Source organism: Rickettsiales bacterium Ac37b (assembly GCA_000746585.2).
GTDB lineage: Bacteria > Pseudomonadota > Alphaproteobacteria > Rickettsiales > Arcanibacteraceae > Ac37b.
The window spans coordinates 1049168-1069904 of record CP009217.2 but is presented as its reverse complement, the minus strand read 5'-3'; the positions used below and the strand labels follow the sequence as shown (position 1 = coordinate 1069904).

Annotated in this window: 15 protein-coding genes and 1 tRNA gene; 9 read left to right on the top strand and 7 right to left on the bottom strand. The window is 30.6% G+C overall.

Annotated elements, in window-relative coordinates; genetic code table 11:
- Positions 1-370: 370 nt before the first annotated feature.
- Positions 371-1627, bottom strand: coding sequence for a Proline/betaine transporter (gene proP_2 / locus NOVO_05385; protein ID AIL65448.1), 1257 nt, complete (start codon positions 1625-1627; stop codon positions 371-373).
- Between the two features lie 150 nt (positions 1628-1777).
- Between proP_2 and NOVO_05380 the strand changes: the two genes are divergently transcribed.
- Entirely contained in the window at positions 1778-2764 is a 987-nt protein-coding gene (locus tag NOVO_05380; GenBank protein AIL65447.1) for a hypothetical protein, read from the top strand.
- Between the two features lie 243 nt (positions 2765-3007).
- Here the strand turns inward: NOVO_05380 and NOVO_05375 are convergent, their stop codons facing one another.
- Together NOVO_05375 and gdhB are read right to left on the bottom strand one after the other, a co-directional pair.
- On the bottom strand, positions 3008-3526 hold the full coding sequence (locus NOVO_05375; GenBank protein ID AIL65446.1) for a hypothetical protein: 519 nt from the start codon (positions 3524-3526) through the stop codon (positions 3008-3010).
- A gap of 82 nt (positions 3527-3608) precedes the next feature.
- Positions 3609-8462 carry an NAD-specific glutamate dehydrogenase gene (gdhB, locus tag NOVO_05370; protein ID AIL65445.1) on the bottom strand — a complete coding sequence of 1618 codons (4854 nt, stop codon included), beginning with the start codon at positions 8460-8462 and terminating at the stop codon, positions 3609-3611.
- Between the two features lie 266 nt (positions 8463-8728).
- Here gdhB and mnmE point away from each other — a divergent pair, with 266 nt between their 5' ends.
- Complete coding sequence (gene mnmE / locus NOVO_05365) at positions 8729-10063, top strand: tRNA modification GTPase MnmE (GenBank protein AIL65444.1); 1335 nt, start codon at positions 8729-8731, stop codon at positions 10061-10063.
- Positions 10064-10245: 182 nt separating this feature from the next.
- Here the strand turns inward: mnmE and NOVO_05360 are convergent, their stop codons facing one another.
- Together NOVO_05360 and NOVO_05355 are read right to left on the bottom strand one after the other, a co-directional pair.
- Complete coding sequence (locus NOVO_05360; GenBank protein ID AIL65443.1) at positions 10246-12882, bottom strand: outer membrane autotransporter barrel protein; 2637 nt, start codon at positions 12880-12882, stop codon at positions 10246-10248.
- Between the two features lie 38 nt (positions 12883-12920).
- Positions 12921-13676: an NHL repeat protein gene (locus tag NOVO_05355; GenBank protein ID AIL65442.1), complete on the bottom strand. Its 756-nt coding sequence runs from the start codon at positions 13674-13676 to the stop codon at positions 12921-12923.
- A gap of 237 nt (positions 13677-13913) precedes the next feature.
- Here NOVO_05355 and NOVO_05350 point away from each other — a divergent pair, with 237 nt between their 5' ends.
- Complete coding sequence (locus NOVO_05350; protein ID AIL65441.1) at positions 13914-15029, top strand: Glycogen synthase; 1116 nt, start codon at positions 13914-13916, stop codon at positions 15027-15029.
- A 26-nt stretch (positions 15030-15055) separates the two neighbouring features.
- Here NOVO_05350 and NOVO_05345 read toward each other — a convergent pair whose 3' ends face one another.
- A complete protein-coding gene (locus NOVO_05345; GenBank protein ID AIL65440.1) occupies positions 15056-15706 on the bottom strand; it encodes a hypothetical protein in 651 nt (216 codons plus the stop codon).
- A 178-nt stretch (positions 15707-15884) separates the two neighbouring features.
- Here NOVO_05345 and NOVO_05340 point away from each other — a divergent pair, with 178 nt between their 5' ends.
- The 3 genes from NOVO_05340 (at position 15885) to NOVO_05330 (ending at position 17086) form a co-directional block, all read left to right on the top strand.
- A complete protein-coding gene (locus tag NOVO_05340) occupies positions 15885-16052 on the top strand; it encodes a hypothetical protein (protein AIL65439.1) in 168 nt (55 codons plus the stop codon).
- A gap of 162 nt (positions 16053-16214) precedes the next feature.
- The gene (locus NOVO_05335; GenBank protein AIL65438.1) at positions 16215-16688 is read left to right on the top strand and encodes an HTH-type transcriptional regulator; all 474 of its coding nucleotides are present in this window, start codon (positions 16215-16217) and stop codon (positions 16686-16688) included.
- 11 nt (positions 16689-16699) lie between these two features.
- A complete protein-coding gene (locus NOVO_05330; protein ID AIL65437.1) occupies positions 16700-17086 on the top strand; it encodes a hypothetical protein in 387 nt (128 codons plus the stop codon).
- Positions 17087-17126: 40 nt separating this feature from the next.
- Here the strand turns inward: NOVO_05330 and NOVO_05325 are convergent.
- Positions 17127-17218 (bottom strand) — tRNA-Ser (locus NOVO_05325).
- Positions 17219-17547: 329 nt separating this feature from the next.
- On the opposite strand from NOVO_05325, the gene NOVO_05320 reads away from it, so the two are divergent.
- Genes NOVO_05320 through hemF form a run of 3 tightly spaced genes read left to right on the top strand, consistent with a single transcriptional unit; the run spans position 17548 to position 20580 of the window.
- Entirely contained in the window at positions 17548-19248 is a 1701-nt protein-coding gene (locus tag NOVO_05320; GenBank protein AIL65436.1) for a sensory histidine kinase CreC, read from the top strand.
- A complete protein-coding gene (locus NOVO_05315) occupies positions 19248-19739 on the top strand; it encodes a hypothetical protein (GenBank protein AIL65435.1) in 492 nt (163 codons plus the stop codon). The genes NOVO_05320 and NOVO_05315 overlap by 1 nt, the downstream gene beginning before the upstream one ends.
- Complete coding sequence (hemF, locus tag NOVO_05310; protein AIL65434.1) at positions 19726-20580, top strand: Coproporphyrinogen-III oxidase, aerobic; 855 nt, start codon at positions 19726-19728, stop codon at positions 20578-20580. The genes NOVO_05315 and hemF overlap by 14 nt, the downstream gene beginning before the upstream one ends.
- Positions 20581-20737: the final 157 nt, after the last annotated feature.

Genomic DNA, 20737 nt, shown 5'->3' with positions numbered 1-20737 from the left:
AAATTTTTAAATACTATGATAATTATCAGTAATCGTTTAAAGAATAGGCCAGTACTTAAGGAGTAATGTCCTTAAGGAGAATTTACGAGGGATAATGATTAAAAAAATTAATATTAACTGTAGCCAAAAATGCAGTTATAATTTTTTTACGTTAGTCCTGAGTTTATAGGGCCCTAAAAATCTTTAAATGTAATAAGCTGGCAAAAATATTTAGACGATTATTGATACTTTAAGTTTAAATATAAAAAATAAAAAAAGAAAAATAAAAGAGGATAAAATGATAAAACTAATAATAAGAACCAATATGTGCATATTATGAAATAAAATATATTTTTTGCTGTAAAAAATATAAAATATTATACTATAGCTATTATTTCATATCTTTGGCTAAATTAATATATTTAGCATAATAAGCAGCAATTGAAGCGATCATAGCCCATATGATTAATACAAATGCTACGTGTAATAAATTATGCGTATATTTCCATAGCACTAAACTAATAGCTGGAGTAACTCCTCCTATTTGCCCACCAATAGCATAAGTTAATGAGATAATAAGATAACGGTTTTTAGTATCACATAGGCTTTGAGCCCAGGCATGAAATGGCCCAATAAACCATGCACTTAATATTGCAAATATAATTTTCATTATAATGACATAATATAATTCATTATAACTTAGTAATAATAATAAAGGATAGGTAAGTAAAGCTGTGGCAATTGCTGCAAAACTCATGGATTTTTTATAGGATATCTTATCGCTAATAAAGCCAGAAACAGGTAATAAAGTCATATATAAAAGAGTAGTGCCTACATTTACATTCATAATAGTACTGGTACTGATACTAGTTATTAGCGGTACAAACGCATTCATTAAAATAGAAGGCAAAGTATATAAAGTACCAAAAAAGCCTGATACTACTATCATGGCAAGCAAAGTAGGATAATATTTGGCAATAACTTTAACAACAGAAATAGGTTTATGTTTTATTGCTTTAGATTCTATAAATTCTGGCGTTTCGTGAGCAAATAATCTAATATATACGCCTATTAATCCTGTAATCCATGCCGCAATATAAGGCCACCTCCAATATTCTGGGAAATAAGAAACCACTGCACTAACTATTGCTGCAATTAATATTCCAAGCACCGTATAAGCACAATAAACTCCACTTATCCATCCTCTATGTGCCGAACCAGAATGTTCTAAAACATATATTGCTCCACCATTATATTCACCACCTGAAAAAAAACCTTGTATAAACCTACACATGGTAAATAAAATAGGTGCCCAAATACCAATATCATTATAAGTAGGTAATAAACCAATAATACCTGTAATAATAGCTGTACCTAATAAAGAAAGAATCAGGGCTTTTCTTCTACCATGTTGATCACCATAACGTCCTAAAACTATTGCTCCAATTGGCCTAGAGATAATATTTATTGGATAAAAAGCATAGGAAATAATTAAAGCGTTTAACATATTAATTTCCGGTAAAAAGACTGAGATTAAAATAGGAGCCATAAAGCCATAGAGAGAAGTATCATAATGCTCTAGAGCAGTACCAAACATTGCCACTATATATGGTCTATTTTTCTGTCTAACTTCATTCTTTTTTTGCATATGGTTTTCTTTATTAATAACTATAAAAATTTAAATAATATTCCATTTTTACATTTTGTACATATATTATTTATGGATATATATTTGACTTACGATGAAATTGCCAGTAAATTCTTATTATTAATTATATTTATTTAAATATGGATTAGAATGAATATTTTAGTTAGAGTTATATTATTAATTACCTTGATGTGTAATAGTTTTACAAATGTGCAAGCAAACAACATTGATGAAACTGCTCCAAAAGCTGTAGAGCCTGAATTTTCTTCATTAGAACCTTTGCATCAATTAGCTATTCCAATCTCTACTCAGCCTTTTTATGAGAAAATTTTAAAATTCTCCGAATATTTTATCGGTAAGCCTTATGATTATACTTTGGGAGAAAAATTAATTAGCTGGGATCAGCATCGCAATCAGCTGGCATTACTCAACCTCGACACCTTTGATTGTATTAGTTATGTTGAAATGGTATTAGCCCTTTCTGAAATAGATCCTGTTCCGTATGATAATAAATTATTTATCACTATGCTTACCAATAATTTAATGCAGTTAATGTTTAGTTCAAAAGATACAAATTATTGTACTCGTAATCATTTTATGGATACTGAATGGCTGAAATCTAATGCTAATATTATTGGCATTAATGCCTTTGCCAACCTTGCCTATACAAAACATAAAATTGCTTTAATTGATAAAGCAGGTTTATTAAATACTCAGCTACATAACTATGCTAAAAAATATATTCCTCAAAATCAGCATATAAATTTTTTCAATAAATATCAAAAACCTTTAGAAATTATGGAACCTATAAACTCTGCCATAAGTTACATTACGTTTTCAGATTTTCTAACTCATGAAAAAACTTTAACAAAAAAACTAGGGAATAAAATTTATCTTTTTGTGATGATTATGGATAATCCTAAAATGCTTGAGCTTACAAAATCAGAACACAATATAGCTCATGTAGGTTTTGCTTTTATCCGTGATAATAAAATTTATTTAAGGCATGCAACTTCCATAGGGAATCAAGCCGTTGAAGAACAGCTGCTATCGGCTATAGCTGTATCTAAACAAAAGAGTAACATATTTCCAGGATTTACTTTATTTGAGATAAAAAACTCTAATCAAAACAATTGATCTTTCGAAGTGAGAAAGTCAGATGCATGTGAAATTAGCTATTTTTACTATAAGAGCAAATCTTAATTTACTAGAGTTTTAATCAAGGCTACTTTAGGAATAATGAATAATATTGTTATCAAAGTTCTATAAGGAAATTTCTAACATCTGATTATTATTCTACTTTAAAAATTAATAAATATATAATATCTATTAGTTATATTTATACTTGTTAAGTATATTATAAAGGAAAGTTTAAAGATGCTATATAATTATATATTTATTACATTTATACCAATCAGGACCTCCTCTTCTAGTCCATTTTGGTCTTTTTTTATCTGCATCCCACTTGGCTCCTAAATATTTTCTATAAGCTAAGTGTGTATTTTCTATATTCCTAAAATCTACACCTAGCAACTGTGATTGGGTGCAATTAACGAAAGACGTCGCTTGTCCAATGGGAAGATTTTCAGCATATTTTAATAAATATATAAGCAATGATGAGGTTTTATGTGTTTTATTAAAGCGATATGTATATTCTGCGCATAAAGCTTCTAAATGCTTATATAACCACATCCAATTTGATCTATTTAACGATACCCATATTGTACAAGGATGTTTGATATGGGTTGGTTTATAAAGTTCATTATGTTTTATATTACTGTTAATAAATATGGCCGTAGATAGTAACTGTGCTGATTCTAGAATCATCTTGATAAGCCGTCTATCATCTAAGTTATGCGCGCATAATTTAGGACATAGATCTGTAGCAAAAATATTCATTCCTACTCACTACTTAACAATTTATGTCCTATTTTTTTTTAAATATTATCTCCATCTTCTAATAATCTACATCTATATTTTACTAAAATTCCGCCGGAGATAATAAAGCCTCAGACCTTTTAACAGCTACAATTAACATAGATAAATCGATATGATCTTGACTAATTAAATCATTAATAAAGTTATCATATAATTCTATTTGTACTTCATTTTTCTGGGACCATTGTTTAATAGGGTCTGATTTATTATTGGTCATAAATTCTATCACCAAACTTGTTAACCTTCTTTGTCTATCGTATAAATCATCTTTAAGAGATTTCAGAGACAACCTACCCCAATAGCTTTCGGTATCAATTTTATCTATGCATGCTCTTAACCAATCAAAGTTTACTCTAGCACCAATTTCAAAATAAATCTTTCCTACTTCTGTTACAGTAAGCGCATTCTTAGCAGCAACACTAACAATATCATAAGCCGAAGACAGCACACTAATACATGCAATTTTATGAGCAAGCTCTTGAGTAATATTCATATTTTTAAATTGTGATAATTTGCTACTAAAGCGTTTCTTTACTTTACCCGCTAAAGATACCTCAAGATGCAACATCAAATCCTTAATCATAGGCTTTAAATACGCTACTAATTCTGCAATATTTAAAGCATGCATGAAATTACGTAATAACCAAAATACACATCTTGAAATCATTTTATTAATTTCTGTAAATAGTATTGTTCTATCAGCAATCTTAATATTATTATCTAATGTACTTAACTCTTCCCATATAGCGCGTAAGTCAAACGCATCTACTGTAATAACATATGCGCGTGCTATATCGCTTCCTTTTGCCGCCGTATCATCTGCTACAAAATGGTAAAATGAAGCACCCATTCTATTTACCAAGCTATTAGCTATCATCGTTGCTATAATTTCTTGACGCAATCTATGATTTGCTATCTCTTCTTTATATTGCTGACTCATTGTTTTAGGAAAATAGGCTAAAAGAAAATCAGCAAAATATTGATCTTCTGCAATATCCGTAAAGATTAGTTCATTATATATAGTAAATTTACTATATGATACTAAGACTGATATTTCAGGTCTAGTTAAACCTTGTTTTGCATTATCACGTCTTGTTAATTCTTGCTTTGAAGGTAAAAATTCGACTGAACGATTTAATACTTTCTTTGCCTCTAATGCAGTAATTAACCTTATATGATTAGATAAAAGAGCATGACCATGCTGTTCAATCATACTAATAATCTGTGTTTGCAATATATTATCACGTAATACTAAATGCGCAATTTCATCTGTCATTTGAGCAAGCATTTTGTCACGTTTTTCTTTTGTAAGCTTACCTTTGATTAATGATTCTTGTAAGGCAATTTTAATATTCACTTCATGGTCAGAGCAATCAACCCCAGCCGAATTATCAATATAATCTGTATTAATTTTTCCACCATTTAAGGCATATTCTATACGTCCACGTTGAGTACAACCTAAATTTCCTCCTTCAGCTACTGCCCTACAATGCAATTCTTTGCCATCCACACGTACACTATCATTCGTTTTATCACCCACCTGCTCATTTACTTCTTCTGATGATTTAACATAGGTCCCTATCCCACCATTCCATAATAAATCTACCTTTGCTGTAAGTAATATTCTTATCAGTTGATCAGGGGTAACTTCATCCTTATTAATATTAAAATAATCTTTGATTTCCTTTGTCAATTTAATAGTCTTAGCCTTACGATCAAAAATCCCTCCTCCTTGAGAAATAAGCTTCGTATCATAATCATTCCAGTTTGAACCAGCTAAATCAAATAGCCTCTTACGTTCCTTAAAACTAATCTTACTATCAGGTTTAGGATCTATAAACATATAAGCATGATTAAAAGCAGCAACTAACAAAATATTATCTGATAAAAGCATACCATTACCAAATACGTCTCCTGACATATCCCCTATACCAACTACTGTAAATTCTTGCTTATTTACATCTATACCAATTTCCTGAAAATGCCTAATTACAGAAATCCAAGTACCTCGTGCTGTAATAGCCATTTTTTTATGATCATAGCCTGCAGAACCACCAGAAGCAAAGGCATCTCCTAACCAAAAATTATATTCAGCTGCAACAGAATTAGCTATATCCGAAAAAGTTGCTGTACCTTTATCAGCAGCCACCACTAGATATGGATCGTCTCCATCATACCTAATTACATTCATCGGAGTTTGTATAACACCTTGCACTATATTATCAGTTACATCCAATAATCCACGTAAAAATATTTTATAACATTCTTGACCTTCTTTCAAATACTCGGTGCGCCCGAGCAAAGCTATGGATTTCTTGACTACAAACCCACCTTTTGCGCCTACTGGTACAATAATGGCGTTTTTAGTCATTTGGGCTTTCATAAGGCCTAAAACTTCGGTACGGAAATCCTCGCTACGATCAGACCAGCGTATTCCTCCTCTTGAAACTTTTCCACCTCTTAAATGTATAGCTTCTACTTTATTAGAACAATACACAAAAATTTCTGCATAAGGTACAGGTAAAGGCAATCCAGGAATTTCTGAAGAATTCAATTTAAATGAAACATATTCCTTATATTGACCATCTTCTTGCTTTTGGAAATAATTTGTTCTCAGAATAGCTTTAATTATATCTAACACTTTCCTTAGTACAAAATCTTCTATATTACTAACAATTGTACTAAGTTTATCATCTATCTCTTGTAAGGATTGCTTAATTTGTTTTTCTCTTGAACCTTTAAGCCTTGGATCAAATCTACTATAAAATAGTTTTACCATCAATTTACATAACTGAGGATTACGCGTTAGTATATCATTAACATATTCTTCGCTATAACTAAATCCAGTTTGCCTTATATACTTACATATAGCTCTCACTAACATAACTTGTCTGTATGATAAATTTGCTCTTAAGATAAGCTTATTTAGAGAATCATTTTGTACTTTGTTTAACCATATAGCAGATAAAGCTTCTTCTATATATTGCTTAGCCTGAGCAGGTTCTTCTAATACATATTCTTTAATTTCTGAGATAACTTGAGTTTCGTATCCTGCAATTGTAAGGCGGAAATTATGTATCCACATTGGATTTTCTAATCTATTATATGTACTAATTGCAAATAAATCTTCGTCAATAGTCCTAAATCCCATGTTCTCAAGAATAGGTATAATTTCCGATAACGGAACTTTATTATGACTAGAAAAAATTTTTAAATTTATAATATTATTCTCTGCTTCTTTCTCAGGTAGTAAAAAATTAAAGGTTATTTCATTGCCTTTTTGAACTGCTTCTAAAAATTCTATGTCATTAATAACAACACTATTACTAAAGCGCTCTTGATAATCTATAGGGAAAGCATGCTTATAACTTGAAAACAAAGCCTCACCTTTACTTTCACCATAATATTTAACTAACGATACATGTAATTTATCATCCCATAAACTTACTAACGACTTTAATTTATTCTCTATAACTTCCAGCTGATCATATACTTTATCAGAATTTACTTTTAACTGTACATAAAGGCAAGAAATAGGCAAATTGGCAATTGGCATGTAGCTACTTGATACAAGCTCCCCTATATCTAATTCCAAAATTTTGATAATTTTTTCTCCCACATCGTAACTAAATCTTTCACGCGGTATAAAAATCATACAGGTTGTAAAAGCAACACTATTATTTTGGCATATAAATAATTTCAATTTTGGCCGCACTAAAAGATGATATATACCCATTACTAATTCAAATAAATTTTCTTGTTTGACCTGTAATAACTCTTCACGTGGTAATGCTTCAAGTATTGAAACTATTTCTTTACCGCTATAGCTAGCTGAAGCGAATCCTGAAGTATTTTTAATAAACTCTATTTTTTTACGCATCAGTGGTATAATGTTAACACTTTGATAAAATAAAACTGAGGTAAATAATCCAACGAAATTTCTAATAAACAGAGTATCTTTTTGACGATAATAAATACACACTAAATCCATATTAGCATGACGATGTACTGGAGATATAGTGTTTATTTTGCTTATATAAACACCACAATTTTCTGCCTTTTTAGGAATAGCAGACACCTCTTGCATAATAGATTTCTTAAGTTTTGCATGATTTTTAACAATACCTAAAGTATTTTCTTCATTGTCTGCAGATAATTTATTTACAACTTTATACTCATTATATCCAAGAAAAGTAAAATTATTATTTTTTAGCCAGTTTAAAAACGCTATTTCTTCTTGATTATAATCTGATGTACCAAAATCCTGTAATGACTTTAAAGATAAATCTAGATTTTGCACCATATTCTGCCAATCTAGGACTGCTAGCCTTACACTATCTAATACAGATTTTAAATCTGCTTCAATCTGTTCTGCTAATTTCTTACTACTTATATAGGTACAATGTATGTAAATTACTGACTCTAAATATGTATCTTTTACTTTTTCATTGCGCCCAAAAAGATCTGTAATTATACCTTTTTTATCACGTTTTACCCTTATAACTGGATGAGTAATTTCATATATTTTAAAACCTTTTCTTGCTAACTCTTCCTTTACCGAATCTACCAAAAATGGCATATCATCATTTACAATTTTTATAGAACTATATTTAAGCTTTTTGTTATTATTATTTTTACTATTAATAGCTGCATCAATACTTAATTTAATTTCGCCAGGATGACGCTTTTGAATAAATTCAAATACCTGTTCTGCAATTTCTGCAAATTGCTTATAATTAACATCGTGGCTATCGCCATTTTCTAAGGGAAAATGCAGATACAAATTCTCTATAAATGTCTTTAATAATTCTGACTGATCTGCCTGTTTTACTTCTTTAAGTATATTTTCAATAAATAGTTTTTCTTGAAATACTCTATATGACCCTGGTTTCCCCATCAACAGACTCCCTTTCTATTTTTTTATTTACATTATATTATAATGACAAAAAGTAAACTACTAGTTAAATTATTATCAATTCGATTATTGATTTATTTATTAATTTAATTTTATTATAATATAAACTATTATTACACTACAAAACAAATTATTACAACTATACTTATTATTCTTTACTAATAACAATACAACAGATAAAAATACCTATATGGCAAGGCATAATAAGAACTTTATTAAAATACACAACTAAAATTTTATTAATATTTATGAATACTATTTTTGCTCTTTCTACAGCTCCTGGTAAATCAGGTATTGCTATTATTAGAATCTCAGGCAGAGAGGCACTCTCTGCTGTGCATTACTTTGGATATGAAAAAAAACTTACACCACGTTATGCCACCTTAACAAAATTATATAACCCATATACTAAAGCAGTCATTGACGAAGCTTTGATTACATATTTTCCTGGACCTAATAGTTTTACCGGTGAAGATATCATAGAGCTAAATATACATGGCAGTAGAGCAGTCATTAAATCTATTATGGAATTATTATCCACTTTACCAAATATGACTTTAGCTGGTCCTGGAGAATTTTCTTTACGTAGCTTCTTAAATGGTAAGATGGATTTAACGCAAATAGATGGTCTTCGAGATTTAATAGATGCAGAAACTAGTTTGCAGCAAAAACAAGCTTTACAGCAAATGAATGGTGTTTTAGAAAAATTATATAATAAATGGCGTACCTTGATTATAGAAGCATTAAGCCTGATTGAATCATATATAGATTTTCCTGATGAAGAGCTACCAACACATATAATGAATGATTTAAATAATCTAATTATAAATCTCATACAAGATATTTCAGCACATTTAAATGATAATCATCGAGGAGAAAAATTACGTGCTGGATTAAATATCGCTATTATAGGCGCGCCCAATGTTGGTAAATCTAGTTTACTTAATCTTCTTGCTAAACGAGAAGTCGCAATCGTATCGCATATAGCAGGAACAACTAGGGATGTTATTGAAGTCCAATTAGATATAGCTGGTTATCCCATGACTATAGCTGATACTGCCGGACTTAGAGATAGTAATGATATCATCGAAAATGAGGGTATTAATCGTGCTAGATCTTGTGCTGAAGCAGCCGATATTAAAATCGCTCTTTTTGATGTAAATACACTACCCTATCTAGATCCTTTTACTCTTAATTTAATAGACGATAATACCATTTGCATATTCAATAAAATTGATTTATGTAATAATAATTTTGGTAATCTACCTTCTATTTTTTCAGCAGAAACCTTACCCTTATCAGTATCACAAAACATTGGAATTAATGAATTATTAAAAATATTAGAAACAAAAGCGTTTAATATATTAACACCTTCGGCTGATGCTGTAATAACCCATACTAGATATAGAGATGCCCTTCATAAATGCTTATATTATCTAAGAGCTTTTAATTTGGATAAACCTATCGAGCTAGCAGCAGAAGATTTAAGAATAGCAGCTACTGAACTTGGAAAAATCACTGGTAAAATCAGTGTTGATGAAATTTTGGATCAAGTTTTTAGTAAGTTTTGTATAGGGAAATAGATATATAGTGAATTAATTTGAATTAGGCGCAGGAGTGAGGAGTCAAAGCCTACTAATAGCTAGGTGAGAGACGAATAACGCCCCACCTAATTCAAATTAAAAAACTATAGGACAAAAAAATTGTAATATAGACATATATAAGAATATATAATATTTATTTATGCACATCAATGCCATAATTTTTAAAATTGCATTCCCAAATTGAAGAGTGCTTCATGAGCCTGGAAGGATTTACTAAATTCACCACTATATCTTCCTCCAACAGAAACACCATTTTTCTTATTGAGTTCTATCTCAACTGATGGAGAGATTTGATGCTCAGCTTTGCTATAATTGTTACTACTATAGCTAGCAGTTTGTTCTTTAAAGCCTGATTTAATTTTGTTATGTTTTTTAGAGCGAGTTTTATTTATATAACTAAGTTTGCCTTTAATATTTAATTCTTCTTCTGAACTTAGTTTTATAGCTTTACGTAACTTGATACCCAGTTCATTTGTGAATAGATGATTTTGCCCAGACTTAACTCGCATATCAAGCGCGTTTGCTCCTTTTTCGGTATAGCCATTTTCAAAAATTATACTATATTCAGTCGCTGCAAAAGGCGTGATTTGGTAATTACAATCTGTTTTAATATTATATCCTAGCTCTACTCTTGGGCTAACCTCATAAGATCTATGTTTACTTGTTGCATAAGCAGTGGCTAATGTTGGTATATTAATCTGCCTATTTAAATGATGATTATTATACGCTGTTAGTAAAGATCCATTAAGATAACTATTATTTATAGTTTTACTACCATAAATAGTTGCAAAAGTGCCTTTAATTTTATTATCATTACCTCCATGACTATTATGATCAAACATAGCCTGATAATAACCAAGAGATATACCTCCTATCACTGAACTGGAAAGTTTTTGATCATAACCAATAATCATTCCACCAATTTTTGCTTTATATCCCCTACCCTTTTTAGAAGTATCTTGCCTAATAAACTGCGCAAATGGTGAGGCCCATACAGCATGTTTTTCAGAGTTTAACCAGTTATTATTGAGATTAGAAGAAATATTATTGATCAAACTAGCCTTAGTGGATGATAAAAGATCCTTTTTATTATGATCAGTAGCCATAAGGTTTGAGTGAGCGTTAAAATTAGTATCATGAGAACTAATGATATCTAAACGAGCGCTAGTAATGCCCTGAATAAGTTGGTTCATATCTTGATTAACATAATTAGCAGTTAAATTGCGATTAGGAGACATACTTTTAACAGCATTATCTCGTTCATCGATAGGTAATTTATCTAAAACATCAAGTATTTTAATAAAATCAGGACTCATATTGGTTAAAGAATTGATATAGTCAACTAAACTATTAGCATGTTTAATAGTAAGGGAAGGAGGAATATCAGGGATATGAGGGATATCTTTTTTGACAATAGTTAATAACACCTGGTTAGGCGTGTAAGTTATAGGAGCTTCATAAGGTCCTGTAATGTTTAAGGTATAATTAGCAAACTCTCCATTAATGCCATTATCAGCTGTTAAAAGTTGATATTCAGCACCATTAGTGTACGATCCAATTGCAGCATTCACCACAAGGTTGTTAGCTGTAATGTCAGCTGTGCCATTGACTAAGAGCTGAGAATAATCAATACCAGCAACGGGACTTGCGCTTGGAGCAATATAGCTTTCAAGAGAAGCGCCGGGAGCTGTAGTATAATTGCCAGTTACGGTGATGATGCCAGGAGAAGCACCAGGTGCTACAATACCATTATTAATAAGGTTGCTTAAAATAGCTCCTGTGCCCTTTAGTTTTGCACTATTTCCAACGGTGACAGGGGCATTAATATTACTGTTATTTAGAACTATAGTGCCTTGCTGGATATCCAGAGCAGGAGTGGTAATAGCGCTATTATTAAATAATACTTCACCTAAGCCTGTGGTGACAATATTACCTACGCTAGAAATATTGCCGGTAATGCTATTATTACCTTGTATAGTTAAAGGTACGTTGTTACCTAAAGTAATATTAGCATTAACTGTTGCATTATTTAATTTAAAAGAACCTTGCTGTATGTTAACTGTATTAGCAGTCACACTATTAGAATCAAAAGCTAATTCACCTGGATTAGTTTTTGATATTTGACCAGTTCCTGTGACATCAGTATTTAAGGTATTAGCCCCTAGAAACCCTAGAGTAGTACCTGTTGCCATAGTAACGGGTGAATTTAAAGTAGCGCTATTAGATAGATTTACTCTACCTTGCTGAATATTTAAGTTTGCAGCATTTACAGTAATACCAATAAAATTTAAAGACTCAATACCTTCTTTAATTATAGTACCAGTACCTAAAATATTATTATTAATGGCACGTGGTCCTAGAATTCGGAGCGTACCGTTAGATGTAATATTTCCTGCAATAGTAAAAGTAGCACTTGATCTTAAGTAAAAAGTTGAGGTATTATCAATTTCCATTGAACTGGCAGTGATACTGCTTCCATTATTTGCAGTTAAAGTTGCTCCATCTATTACAGAAAGTTTGCCATCTGAGGTGAGAGGTGTGCCAGAAGTGATATCATTTATTGGCTGTATTTGTAAATGATAGCCACTAAGTAATGTTAAATTTTGGTTAAGGGGTAATGTACCAAGTACTGCAGTACCTGGAGCTGTCCAGCTATTTGGATCAAATAGTACAACGATGCGGCGATTAGCAGAATCCGCTACATATATTGTTCCATGATTAGTTAGACGCATAGCTTGGGGAGCAGAAAATTGATTTTTTCCAGCGCCTGACTGGCCAAACTGATTAAGAAAGGTCATGCTAGAAGAATCAAAGGTGCGAAGAGAGTCATCATACTCTAATACATATCATGAGCATTATCTACAGCTAGATCTCTAGGTCGTGAAAGATACACAGAAGGAATGCTTGAAACATCAAATTTATTTAAAAAGTTCGCATTTTCATCAAAAGTTTGTATATTATTAAGAAAATAGTCTGCTACATATAATTGGCTATTTCCAAAGGTAAGAGACATAGGGCTATAAAACTCCCCGTTAGCAGTACCGAAGCCACCAAACTGCGAAAAATATGTACCATCATCATTAAAAATTTGCACACGTGGATTATTGTTATTTCCTACATCAGATACGAAAAATTTATTATTAACGGTATCCATCGTAATACCATAATGATCCATAAACTGTCCATCCCCATCTCCAAAAGAACCAAATTGCGCGGAATAAGTTCCATCAGGATTGAAAATTTGTACACGATGGTTAAAGTTATCGCTTATATACAATAAACCAGTAGAAGGCGATCTAAAAATACTAATGGGTAAATTAAATTCTCCGTTACCATTACCTGGAGAACCAAATTTACTTGAAAATGTAGTATCTGGATTAAAAATTTGTACATCATTCCTATTTCCATCAACTACGTAAATTTCTCCTGTAGGAAGAGTAGTGATTCCTGTTGGATTATCAAACTGTCCATCCCCTGTGCCTTGAGAACCAAAACTAGTAGTCCATATAGGAGCCGCAAAAGTTGGTTGTGTAATAAATAATGCTAAAATTGGATAAAATAGCCATTTAAGATATGTCATTACTGCTATCATATAAGAGTTATAATTATAATTCTAACTATTAAAATGTAATAACGTAAAAAAATAGTAAATGTATAATTAAATAAGTAATAATTTTTTCTAAATTTCAAGATTCAAAACTAGATTAAATTTCTGATCATAAATAGCAACTACAAAATTGAATTTCCAATATCAATTCCGATAAAATTTTGATAAGATGCCATATAAATACCTCAGGGTTATATATTTAGATTATAAGCGGTTATACCCTTGCACATACTACATTTTTATAAAACTTGCTTTCCTGATACCATAGGGGGAGCACAGAAAGTTATTGATGAGCTTGCAACTAATACTACAGCTACGGGTTTACAGAATACGGTACTTGCATTAAGTACCAAATCTGAAGTTACATCTCATATTATAAACGGTTATCAAGTATGCCTTATACCGCAATGTTTTGAAATTGCGTCTACTCCCTTTTCTTGGCAAGTACTCAAATATTTTAAAGAATTTGTACAAAAAGCAGATATCATACATTACCATTTTCCTTGGCCATTTGCTGATATGGTACATTTATTGGCTAATACTAAAAAACCTACTGTCTTAACCTATCATTCTGATATTGTTAAACAACAATATCTATACAAATTGTATCAACCTTTAATGTACTACTTTCTTAAAAAAGTTGATAAAATAGTAGCAACCTCACCAAATTATGTGCAATCTAGTAAAGTGCTATCTTCATTTATAGATAAAACAACCGTAATACCTCTTGGACTTGATAAGAAACACTATCCTATTCCAACTAAAGAAACTATTGAATATTGGAAAGGTAGATTTCCAAATAGATTTTTTCTATTTACGGGAGTATTAAGATATTATAAAGGACTCAATTTCTTAATTGAAGCAGCTAAATATGTTAAGGCACCCATATTAATAGTAGGCTCTGGTAAAATAGAAAACGATCTAAAATCTTTATCTAATACTTTAGGAATAAGTAATGTATATTTCTTAGGTCAATTATCAGAAGAAGATAAAACTGCTTTACTCACACTCTGTTATGCCTTCATCTTTCCTTCACACCTACGATCAGAAGCTTTTGGATTATCACTTTTAGAAGCAGCTATGTTTGGCAAACCTATGATTTCATGCGAAATTGGAACGGGTACTAGTTACATTAATCATATAAATCATACAGGATATGTTATAGCTCCTGCCGATTCTTTAGCACTTGCCCATGCAATGCAATTTTTTCTAGATCATCCAGATCAAGTAGAACTTATGGGAAAAAATGCTTTTAACAGGTATAATACCCTCTTTACAGCAGAAAAAATGTCTATGGAATATATAAAACTTTATAAAAAATTACTTTCTATAACCTAAGCAATTTTAATTTTACCACCTTAATTCTAAGAAGCACGTTTAATCATCATATTGATAATCCCTACACAACCATAAAACAAGGGAGTACTACATATTGTAAAAAATAATTTCCAGCTATAGCTATTGAATATAAGTAGAAACATCTGTTCTCTAGGTAAAATTCCAAAAATAGTCATAAATATTATAACAATACAAGTATCTATCAAAAGCGAAATTGCTGTACTAAGATTGTTTCTTAACCATAAATATTTATTTCTAGTTTTATTACGTACCCATAAATATATAATTACATCTACAGTTTGAGAAACATAACACGCAATTATAGAGCCAACAAATGCAATAGCATAAAATCCAAACATATTATGAAATGCTTGATCATTAATTTTAGACCAATTCGTTGCTGGTAATAAATCCATAACCATTATGATTAATGCTACTAATACATTTATTACAAGACCTATTCTTACACAAAAATTAGCTTTTTCCTTTCCAAAAAATTCTGCTATCAAATCTGTAATTAAAAAAGTAAGCGGATATAAGATTGCTCCAACAGATAATTGAAAATTATAAAAAGGCAGATTAAGTACCACAAACTTCTGGTATGTGAGATTTCCGACTACAATTAACACACTAAAAAGACTACATAAGCCTACATAAATTTTTTCCGTAATAGTCATATTTTATCCAAAAATTTTACTTATTTTAATTTAAAAAACTAACGTTTTGTATTTGACTTAGTATTACATTGTGCTAGTCTGATATATACTACTTATACAACTTATAATTTATATTATATAGTTTTTTCAATTTATCTACAGAAGTAATATACCAACCTCAAAATAATGGAGATAGATCATGACTAATAATAAAAAAAATTATAACTTATCTGAAGCTGCTGCTAAATTACGGGACAAAAACAGTTCCTCTCAAGAGCGACATGATGCTGCTGTAGCAATGGGGAAAGAAGGTGGACACCATAGCCATGGTGGTGGACGCAAACCTAAAGACGATGCCCAAGATTAATTTAAATGGAGGATAGTATACTCATTTCTATCCTCCTTTTATTACTATTTCTATTTATATTCTAATTATACGTATACCAAAAATTTCTTATATTTTCAGCGCGTGAATGTGTTTTTAGATTGTTGTATTGACAACTATTGTATAATCAACTATATTAGTAATATGAAAAAAGCATTACACCCAAGCAACTTAGAAGGTCATTTAGGATATTGGTTAAGATGTCTTTCAAATTTTGTTTCTGAAAGCTTTGCCAAAAAACTTTCTATGCATAATATTTCTGTAGCACAATGGGTATTACTTAGAATACTATACGATAATAGTGGGATTACTTTAAATAATATATCACAGCTAATTGGTATAGATAAAAGCTCTGCTTCACGTATGGTAGAACGTCTTGTGCAACGAAAATTAATACATCGTACTGCGGGTGAAGATCGCCGTTCTATAGGATTAACTCTAACTAATACGGCAGAAAAATTAATACCACAGCTCGCAAAACTTGCTGATGATAATGATAAAGTTTTTTTCAAAAATTTGACTTCTAAGCAACGTAAAGATTTTCTCTTAATAATCAAACAATTACTTAAAGATAATGGCTGGACATCAACAACTCATGGTAATACACGTATTAAATAAAGGAAGATAATATGGATATTTCAATTATTAATGACTGCAAATCACTTTCTCTTATGGGAAAAATTTCTTTCCCTGAAACAATTATAAAATTAACCAACAGCGGTGTAGAACGCTATATTATAGATTTAGTAGGTTTGAATGCCCTTTATTATGGTATTAATGGTGAAACTTACTTAAGCACAATTGAATATGCTACACAAACAGTATCTACAGATTTTAATACGCCCATCATTAAAAATACTATAGCTGATATTCAACAACACAAAATTAACTATATCACCTTTCTTAATTGTATCATTAAAGCTGGGTGTTGCCATTATGAAGTGTTTCTTAAGGGAAAGAAAGTAATTTATTTTGGACGCGATGGTAGTCACCATATCGAGCCTTTTATATCTTAGGTATTATTTTCAATAGAAATAGAAGCGCCTAGACAGTGGCTGGCGGAGAGAGAGGGATTCGAACCCTCGGTACGATTTTATTCGTACTACGGTTTAGCAAACCGCTGCCTTAGACCTCTCGGCCACCTCTCCAAAATACCAGACTACTGATATAGCAGCATATCGAAAACATGCCAAGCTTTTTTATTAAATTAATATAATTTTTATTGCAAAACGTATTTTACTGTAGATCAAGTAACAAAAATAATATATTATTGTTTGATATAATGATTTAATAATAAAATGTTAATTTTTTGTAAATTTTCCATATTTATTAAATATTATTAAGTTATAATTTAGTAAAAACACCTTCTACATAGCTTAAAAAAAGCTTGCATACAAAGTTATTGCTATAATAGAATGGTTAGTCTAAATTACACTGTCATTCTTAATTTGTATAATAAATTACTCTAGGTGTGAATGTGTTCAAAAGAGGCAATCGATCTATTTTAGCAAGGATTGTAATAATCTTTAGCTTACTCTCTATAATATTTGTCACCGCTGTCATAATATATCAGGAAAATGAACACTATTCTGCAAAAGTACATGCAACTAAAGATAATGCTGAAATTTTGGCGAATGTAATAACCAATTACGTTGAAGCAAGCTTACTTTTTGTTGATGCTTATCTCAAAAAATTCGCTGATTACCATGCTCAAAATAATAGTGATACTATACAAGATTTAGAATTACAAAAATTTTATTCACAGCGCCTTGATGGAGAAATTCCCTATTGCTCTGCCATAATTATTACTGATGGACAAGGTATTATCAAAGATATTTATGGTAAATCTCAAGAATTAAATAATTTTTTTAATATAGGAGAACCGTTAAAATTCTCTCATGATATTTCATATTTTCTAGAAAATACTGATACTAAACCTGCAGTAAGTACCTTTTGCAGTGATGATGGAGAAACTCAATTTATTTTATTAAGTAGAAAAATATATAATAACGGCGTATTTAGTGGCATTGTTACAGCAATTATTGACAGTAACTATCTTAATACGTTTTTTACTGCCATAGATTCTACTAATTCAACTGAAATGATTTTATTATCAACAAGTAATAATAATGTTCTTTTTAAAAGTCGTGATATAAAGAAAGACCTGAATATTATTAAGTTTTCACAACATCCTGAAAGGCTAAGTAAAATCAATTCCCTTACTTCACATCAGGTATTTACTGATGAATTATCAATGAATGATTCTTTATATGTGTTTTCATTTAAACATTTTCATTTTTTACCTATAAGTGTAGCCCTAATTACTCTTGAAGATAATATGTTCCAACATTGGATGGCCAATATAAGTAGCATATTTTTTCTATTACTCGCTATTATTATAGCTAGTATTGCTTATTTTGTTGCTCTAACTGTTATTAGAAAAATAGAGCTTACAGAAAGAATGGAACGCTTAGGTATAATGTCACGCTGGAACAAAGTTATATTTATTGCTAAAACTGTGCATCAAATAAAATCTCCAATTAATGCCATACAAGGTTTTATTGATATATTACAAGCAGAATATTTTGGCCCTCTTACTCCTGGTCAATATAAAAGAGTTGAAGATATTAAAATATGTAATAATCATATTGCAAATACGATTGACCACTTAACTCGTCTATTTAATCAAGAAGAAGACTTCAATGTGCTAGTCGAAACAGAAGAAAAACTATACCACATTATTGAAAATGTAATAAATATTTCTGAAAGAATAGCCGCGTTTAAAGATATAGAAATTACATATAATTTTTCTAGTAGCTCTACTGTTATTAAAGTGGACAAATTTAAAATGGAACAAATTATTTTCAATTTAATTAAAATATCTATAGATTATGCAACTACTTCTAGCAAACTCATTATCCAAGAAAGTTTCAATGATGACTCAGATTTAGGCCTTGCTATTTATAGCAAAGGTTCTCCATTTGAAGATGATAATACTTCTCAAATATTATCTTTCTCCGAAAATCTTAACCATATAGACAATCTTGAAGAAAATGATGTTATACTATTACTTGCACACTCATTCACTGAATTACATGGTGGAAAATTAAATTTGCATAGTCACGATAACGTCAATATAATTGAATTAATTTTACCAGCATATAGAGTAATGACATAATGTCTAAAAATATCGAGCCTATTATTATTAAAAAATACTCTAATAGACGTTTATATAACACCCAAATCAGTGACTATATTACTCTTGATGATCTACATCAACTTATTAAAAACAAGCAAGAATTCATAGTTCAAGACGCTAAAACAGGCGAAGATTTAACTCATTTTACTTTAACCCAATTAATTTTGGATCGTGAATTAAAAGGTAATACTAACATACTTCCCATAAGCTTTTTAAAGCAAATTTTAGCCCTTTATGACGATAATTTACATAAAATATTACCATATTATTTAGAAAGTAGCATGCAATTATTCGTACAAAATCAGGATCATTTTCGTCAATATATGAATAAATACCTTACCAATACCATGGAGAGTTTTTTTCCACTATCATTACTGGAAACCATGACTAAAAATAATTTACAAATTTTTACAGATGGTTTTCAAAGACTTTTTTCTGATAAAAAGGGTAAAGAGCATGACACTAAATAATATCGAAGCACATAAATCCGCAGCAACTGCCTGGTTTAAGCAACTACGTGATTTAATATGCCAAGAACTTGAAGCTATAGAACAAGAATTATCAGGCCAAGGCAGCGAATTACTTGCAGGAAAATTCTTAAGAGAAACATGGAATAGACCTGGGGGGGGTGGGGGCGAAAAATCATTATTACACGGTAGAGTCTTTGAAAAAGCAGGTGTAAATATATCTACTGTTCATGGAGAATTTTCGGAAAAATTTCGTCATGAAATACCTGGTGCTGAAGAAAATCCAAATTTCTGGGCAAGTGGTATTTCATTAGTTATACACCCTTATTCACCGCTTGTACCTGCAATTCATTTAAATACCAGATTTATTGTTACAACTAAACATTGGTTTGGCGGTGGCGTAGATCTTACACCTGCCATAGAAAATAGCAATGATACTGCCCGGTTTCATCAAGATGTGAAGGATATGTGCGATAAGCATAACTTAAATTACTACCCCCAATTTAAAAAACAGTGTGATGAATATTTTTTCTTACCTCATAGAAAAGAAGCAAGAGGTATAGGTGGTATATTTTATGATTACCTTAATACTAACAATTGGAATAATGATTTTGCTTTTACCCAAGATGTAGGCAAAGCTTTTCTTGAGATATATCCTAAATTAGTTAGAGAGCACATGAATCAATCTTGGACTTTAGAGCAAAGGGAACGTTTATTGGTAAAACGTGGACGTTATGTAGAATTTAACTTATTGTATGATCGTGGAACAAAATTTGGACTTATGACTGATGGCAATACAGAAGCTATTTTGATGTCATTACCCCCAATAGTAAAATGGCCTTAATTAATGATAAAGCTATCTTAATATACTAGATGACTTACCTTACTCAATACTTCTTTTAAATTTAGATAGTTTTTCCCATCTCCTAAGGAGATGGGAATGGTAGATATAATTATTTATAGTAAATTAAGTTGTATTTGGGACAAGAAGCGATAGAATG

What these genes read in the sequence shown, in the direction of transcription:
- NOVO_05345 (AIL65440.1), bottom strand. Translation starts at nt 15,706, where the DNA reads ATGACTATTACGGAAAAAATTTATGTAGGCTTATGTAGTCTTTTTAGT.
- NOVO_05335 (AIL65438.1), top strand. Translation starts at nt 16,215, where the DNA reads ATGAAAAAAGCATTACACCCAAGCAACTTAGAAGGTCATTTAGGATAT.
- NOVO_05380 (AIL65447.1), top strand. Translation starts at nt 1,778, where the DNA reads ATGAATATTTTAGTTAGAGTTATATTATTAATTACCTTGATGTGTAAT.
- proP_2 (AIL65448.1), bottom strand. Translation starts at nt 1,627, where the DNA reads ATGCAAAAAAAGAATGAAGTTAGACAGAAAAATAGACCATATATAGTG.
- NOVO_05340 (AIL65439.1), top strand. Translation starts at nt 15,885, where the DNA reads ATGACTAATAATAAAAAAAATTATAACTTATCTGAAGCTGCTGCTAAA.
- mnmE (AIL65444.1), top strand. Translation starts at nt 8,729, where the DNA reads ATGAATACTATTTTTGCTCTTTCTACAGCTCCTGGTAAATCAGGTATT.
- NOVO_05315 (AIL65435.1), top strand. Translation starts at nt 19,248, where the DNA reads ATGTCTAAAAATATCGAGCCTATTATTATTAAAAAATACTCTAATAGA.
- NOVO_05355 (AIL65442.1), bottom strand. Translation starts at nt 13,676, where the DNA reads ATGATAGCAGTAATGACATATCTTAAATGGCTATTTTATCCAATTTTA.
- gdhB (AIL65445.1), bottom strand. Translation starts at nt 8,462, where the DNA reads ATGGGGAAACCAGGGTCATATAGAGTATTTCAAGAAAAACTATTTATT.
- hemF (AIL65434.1), top strand. Translation starts at nt 19,726, where the DNA reads ATGACACTAAATAATATCGAAGCACATAAATCCGCAGCAACTGCCTGG.
- NOVO_05375 (AIL65446.1), bottom strand. Translation starts at nt 3,526, where the DNA reads ATGAATATTTTTGCTACAGATCTATGTCCTAAATTATGCGCGCATAAC.
- NOVO_05360 (AIL65443.1), bottom strand. Translation starts at nt 12,882, where the DNA reads ATGACCTTTCTTAATCAGTTTGGCCAGTCAGGCGCTGGAAAAAATCAA.
- NOVO_05330 (AIL65437.1), top strand. Translation starts at nt 16,700, where the DNA reads ATGGATATTTCAATTATTAATGACTGCAAATCACTTTCTCTTATGGGA.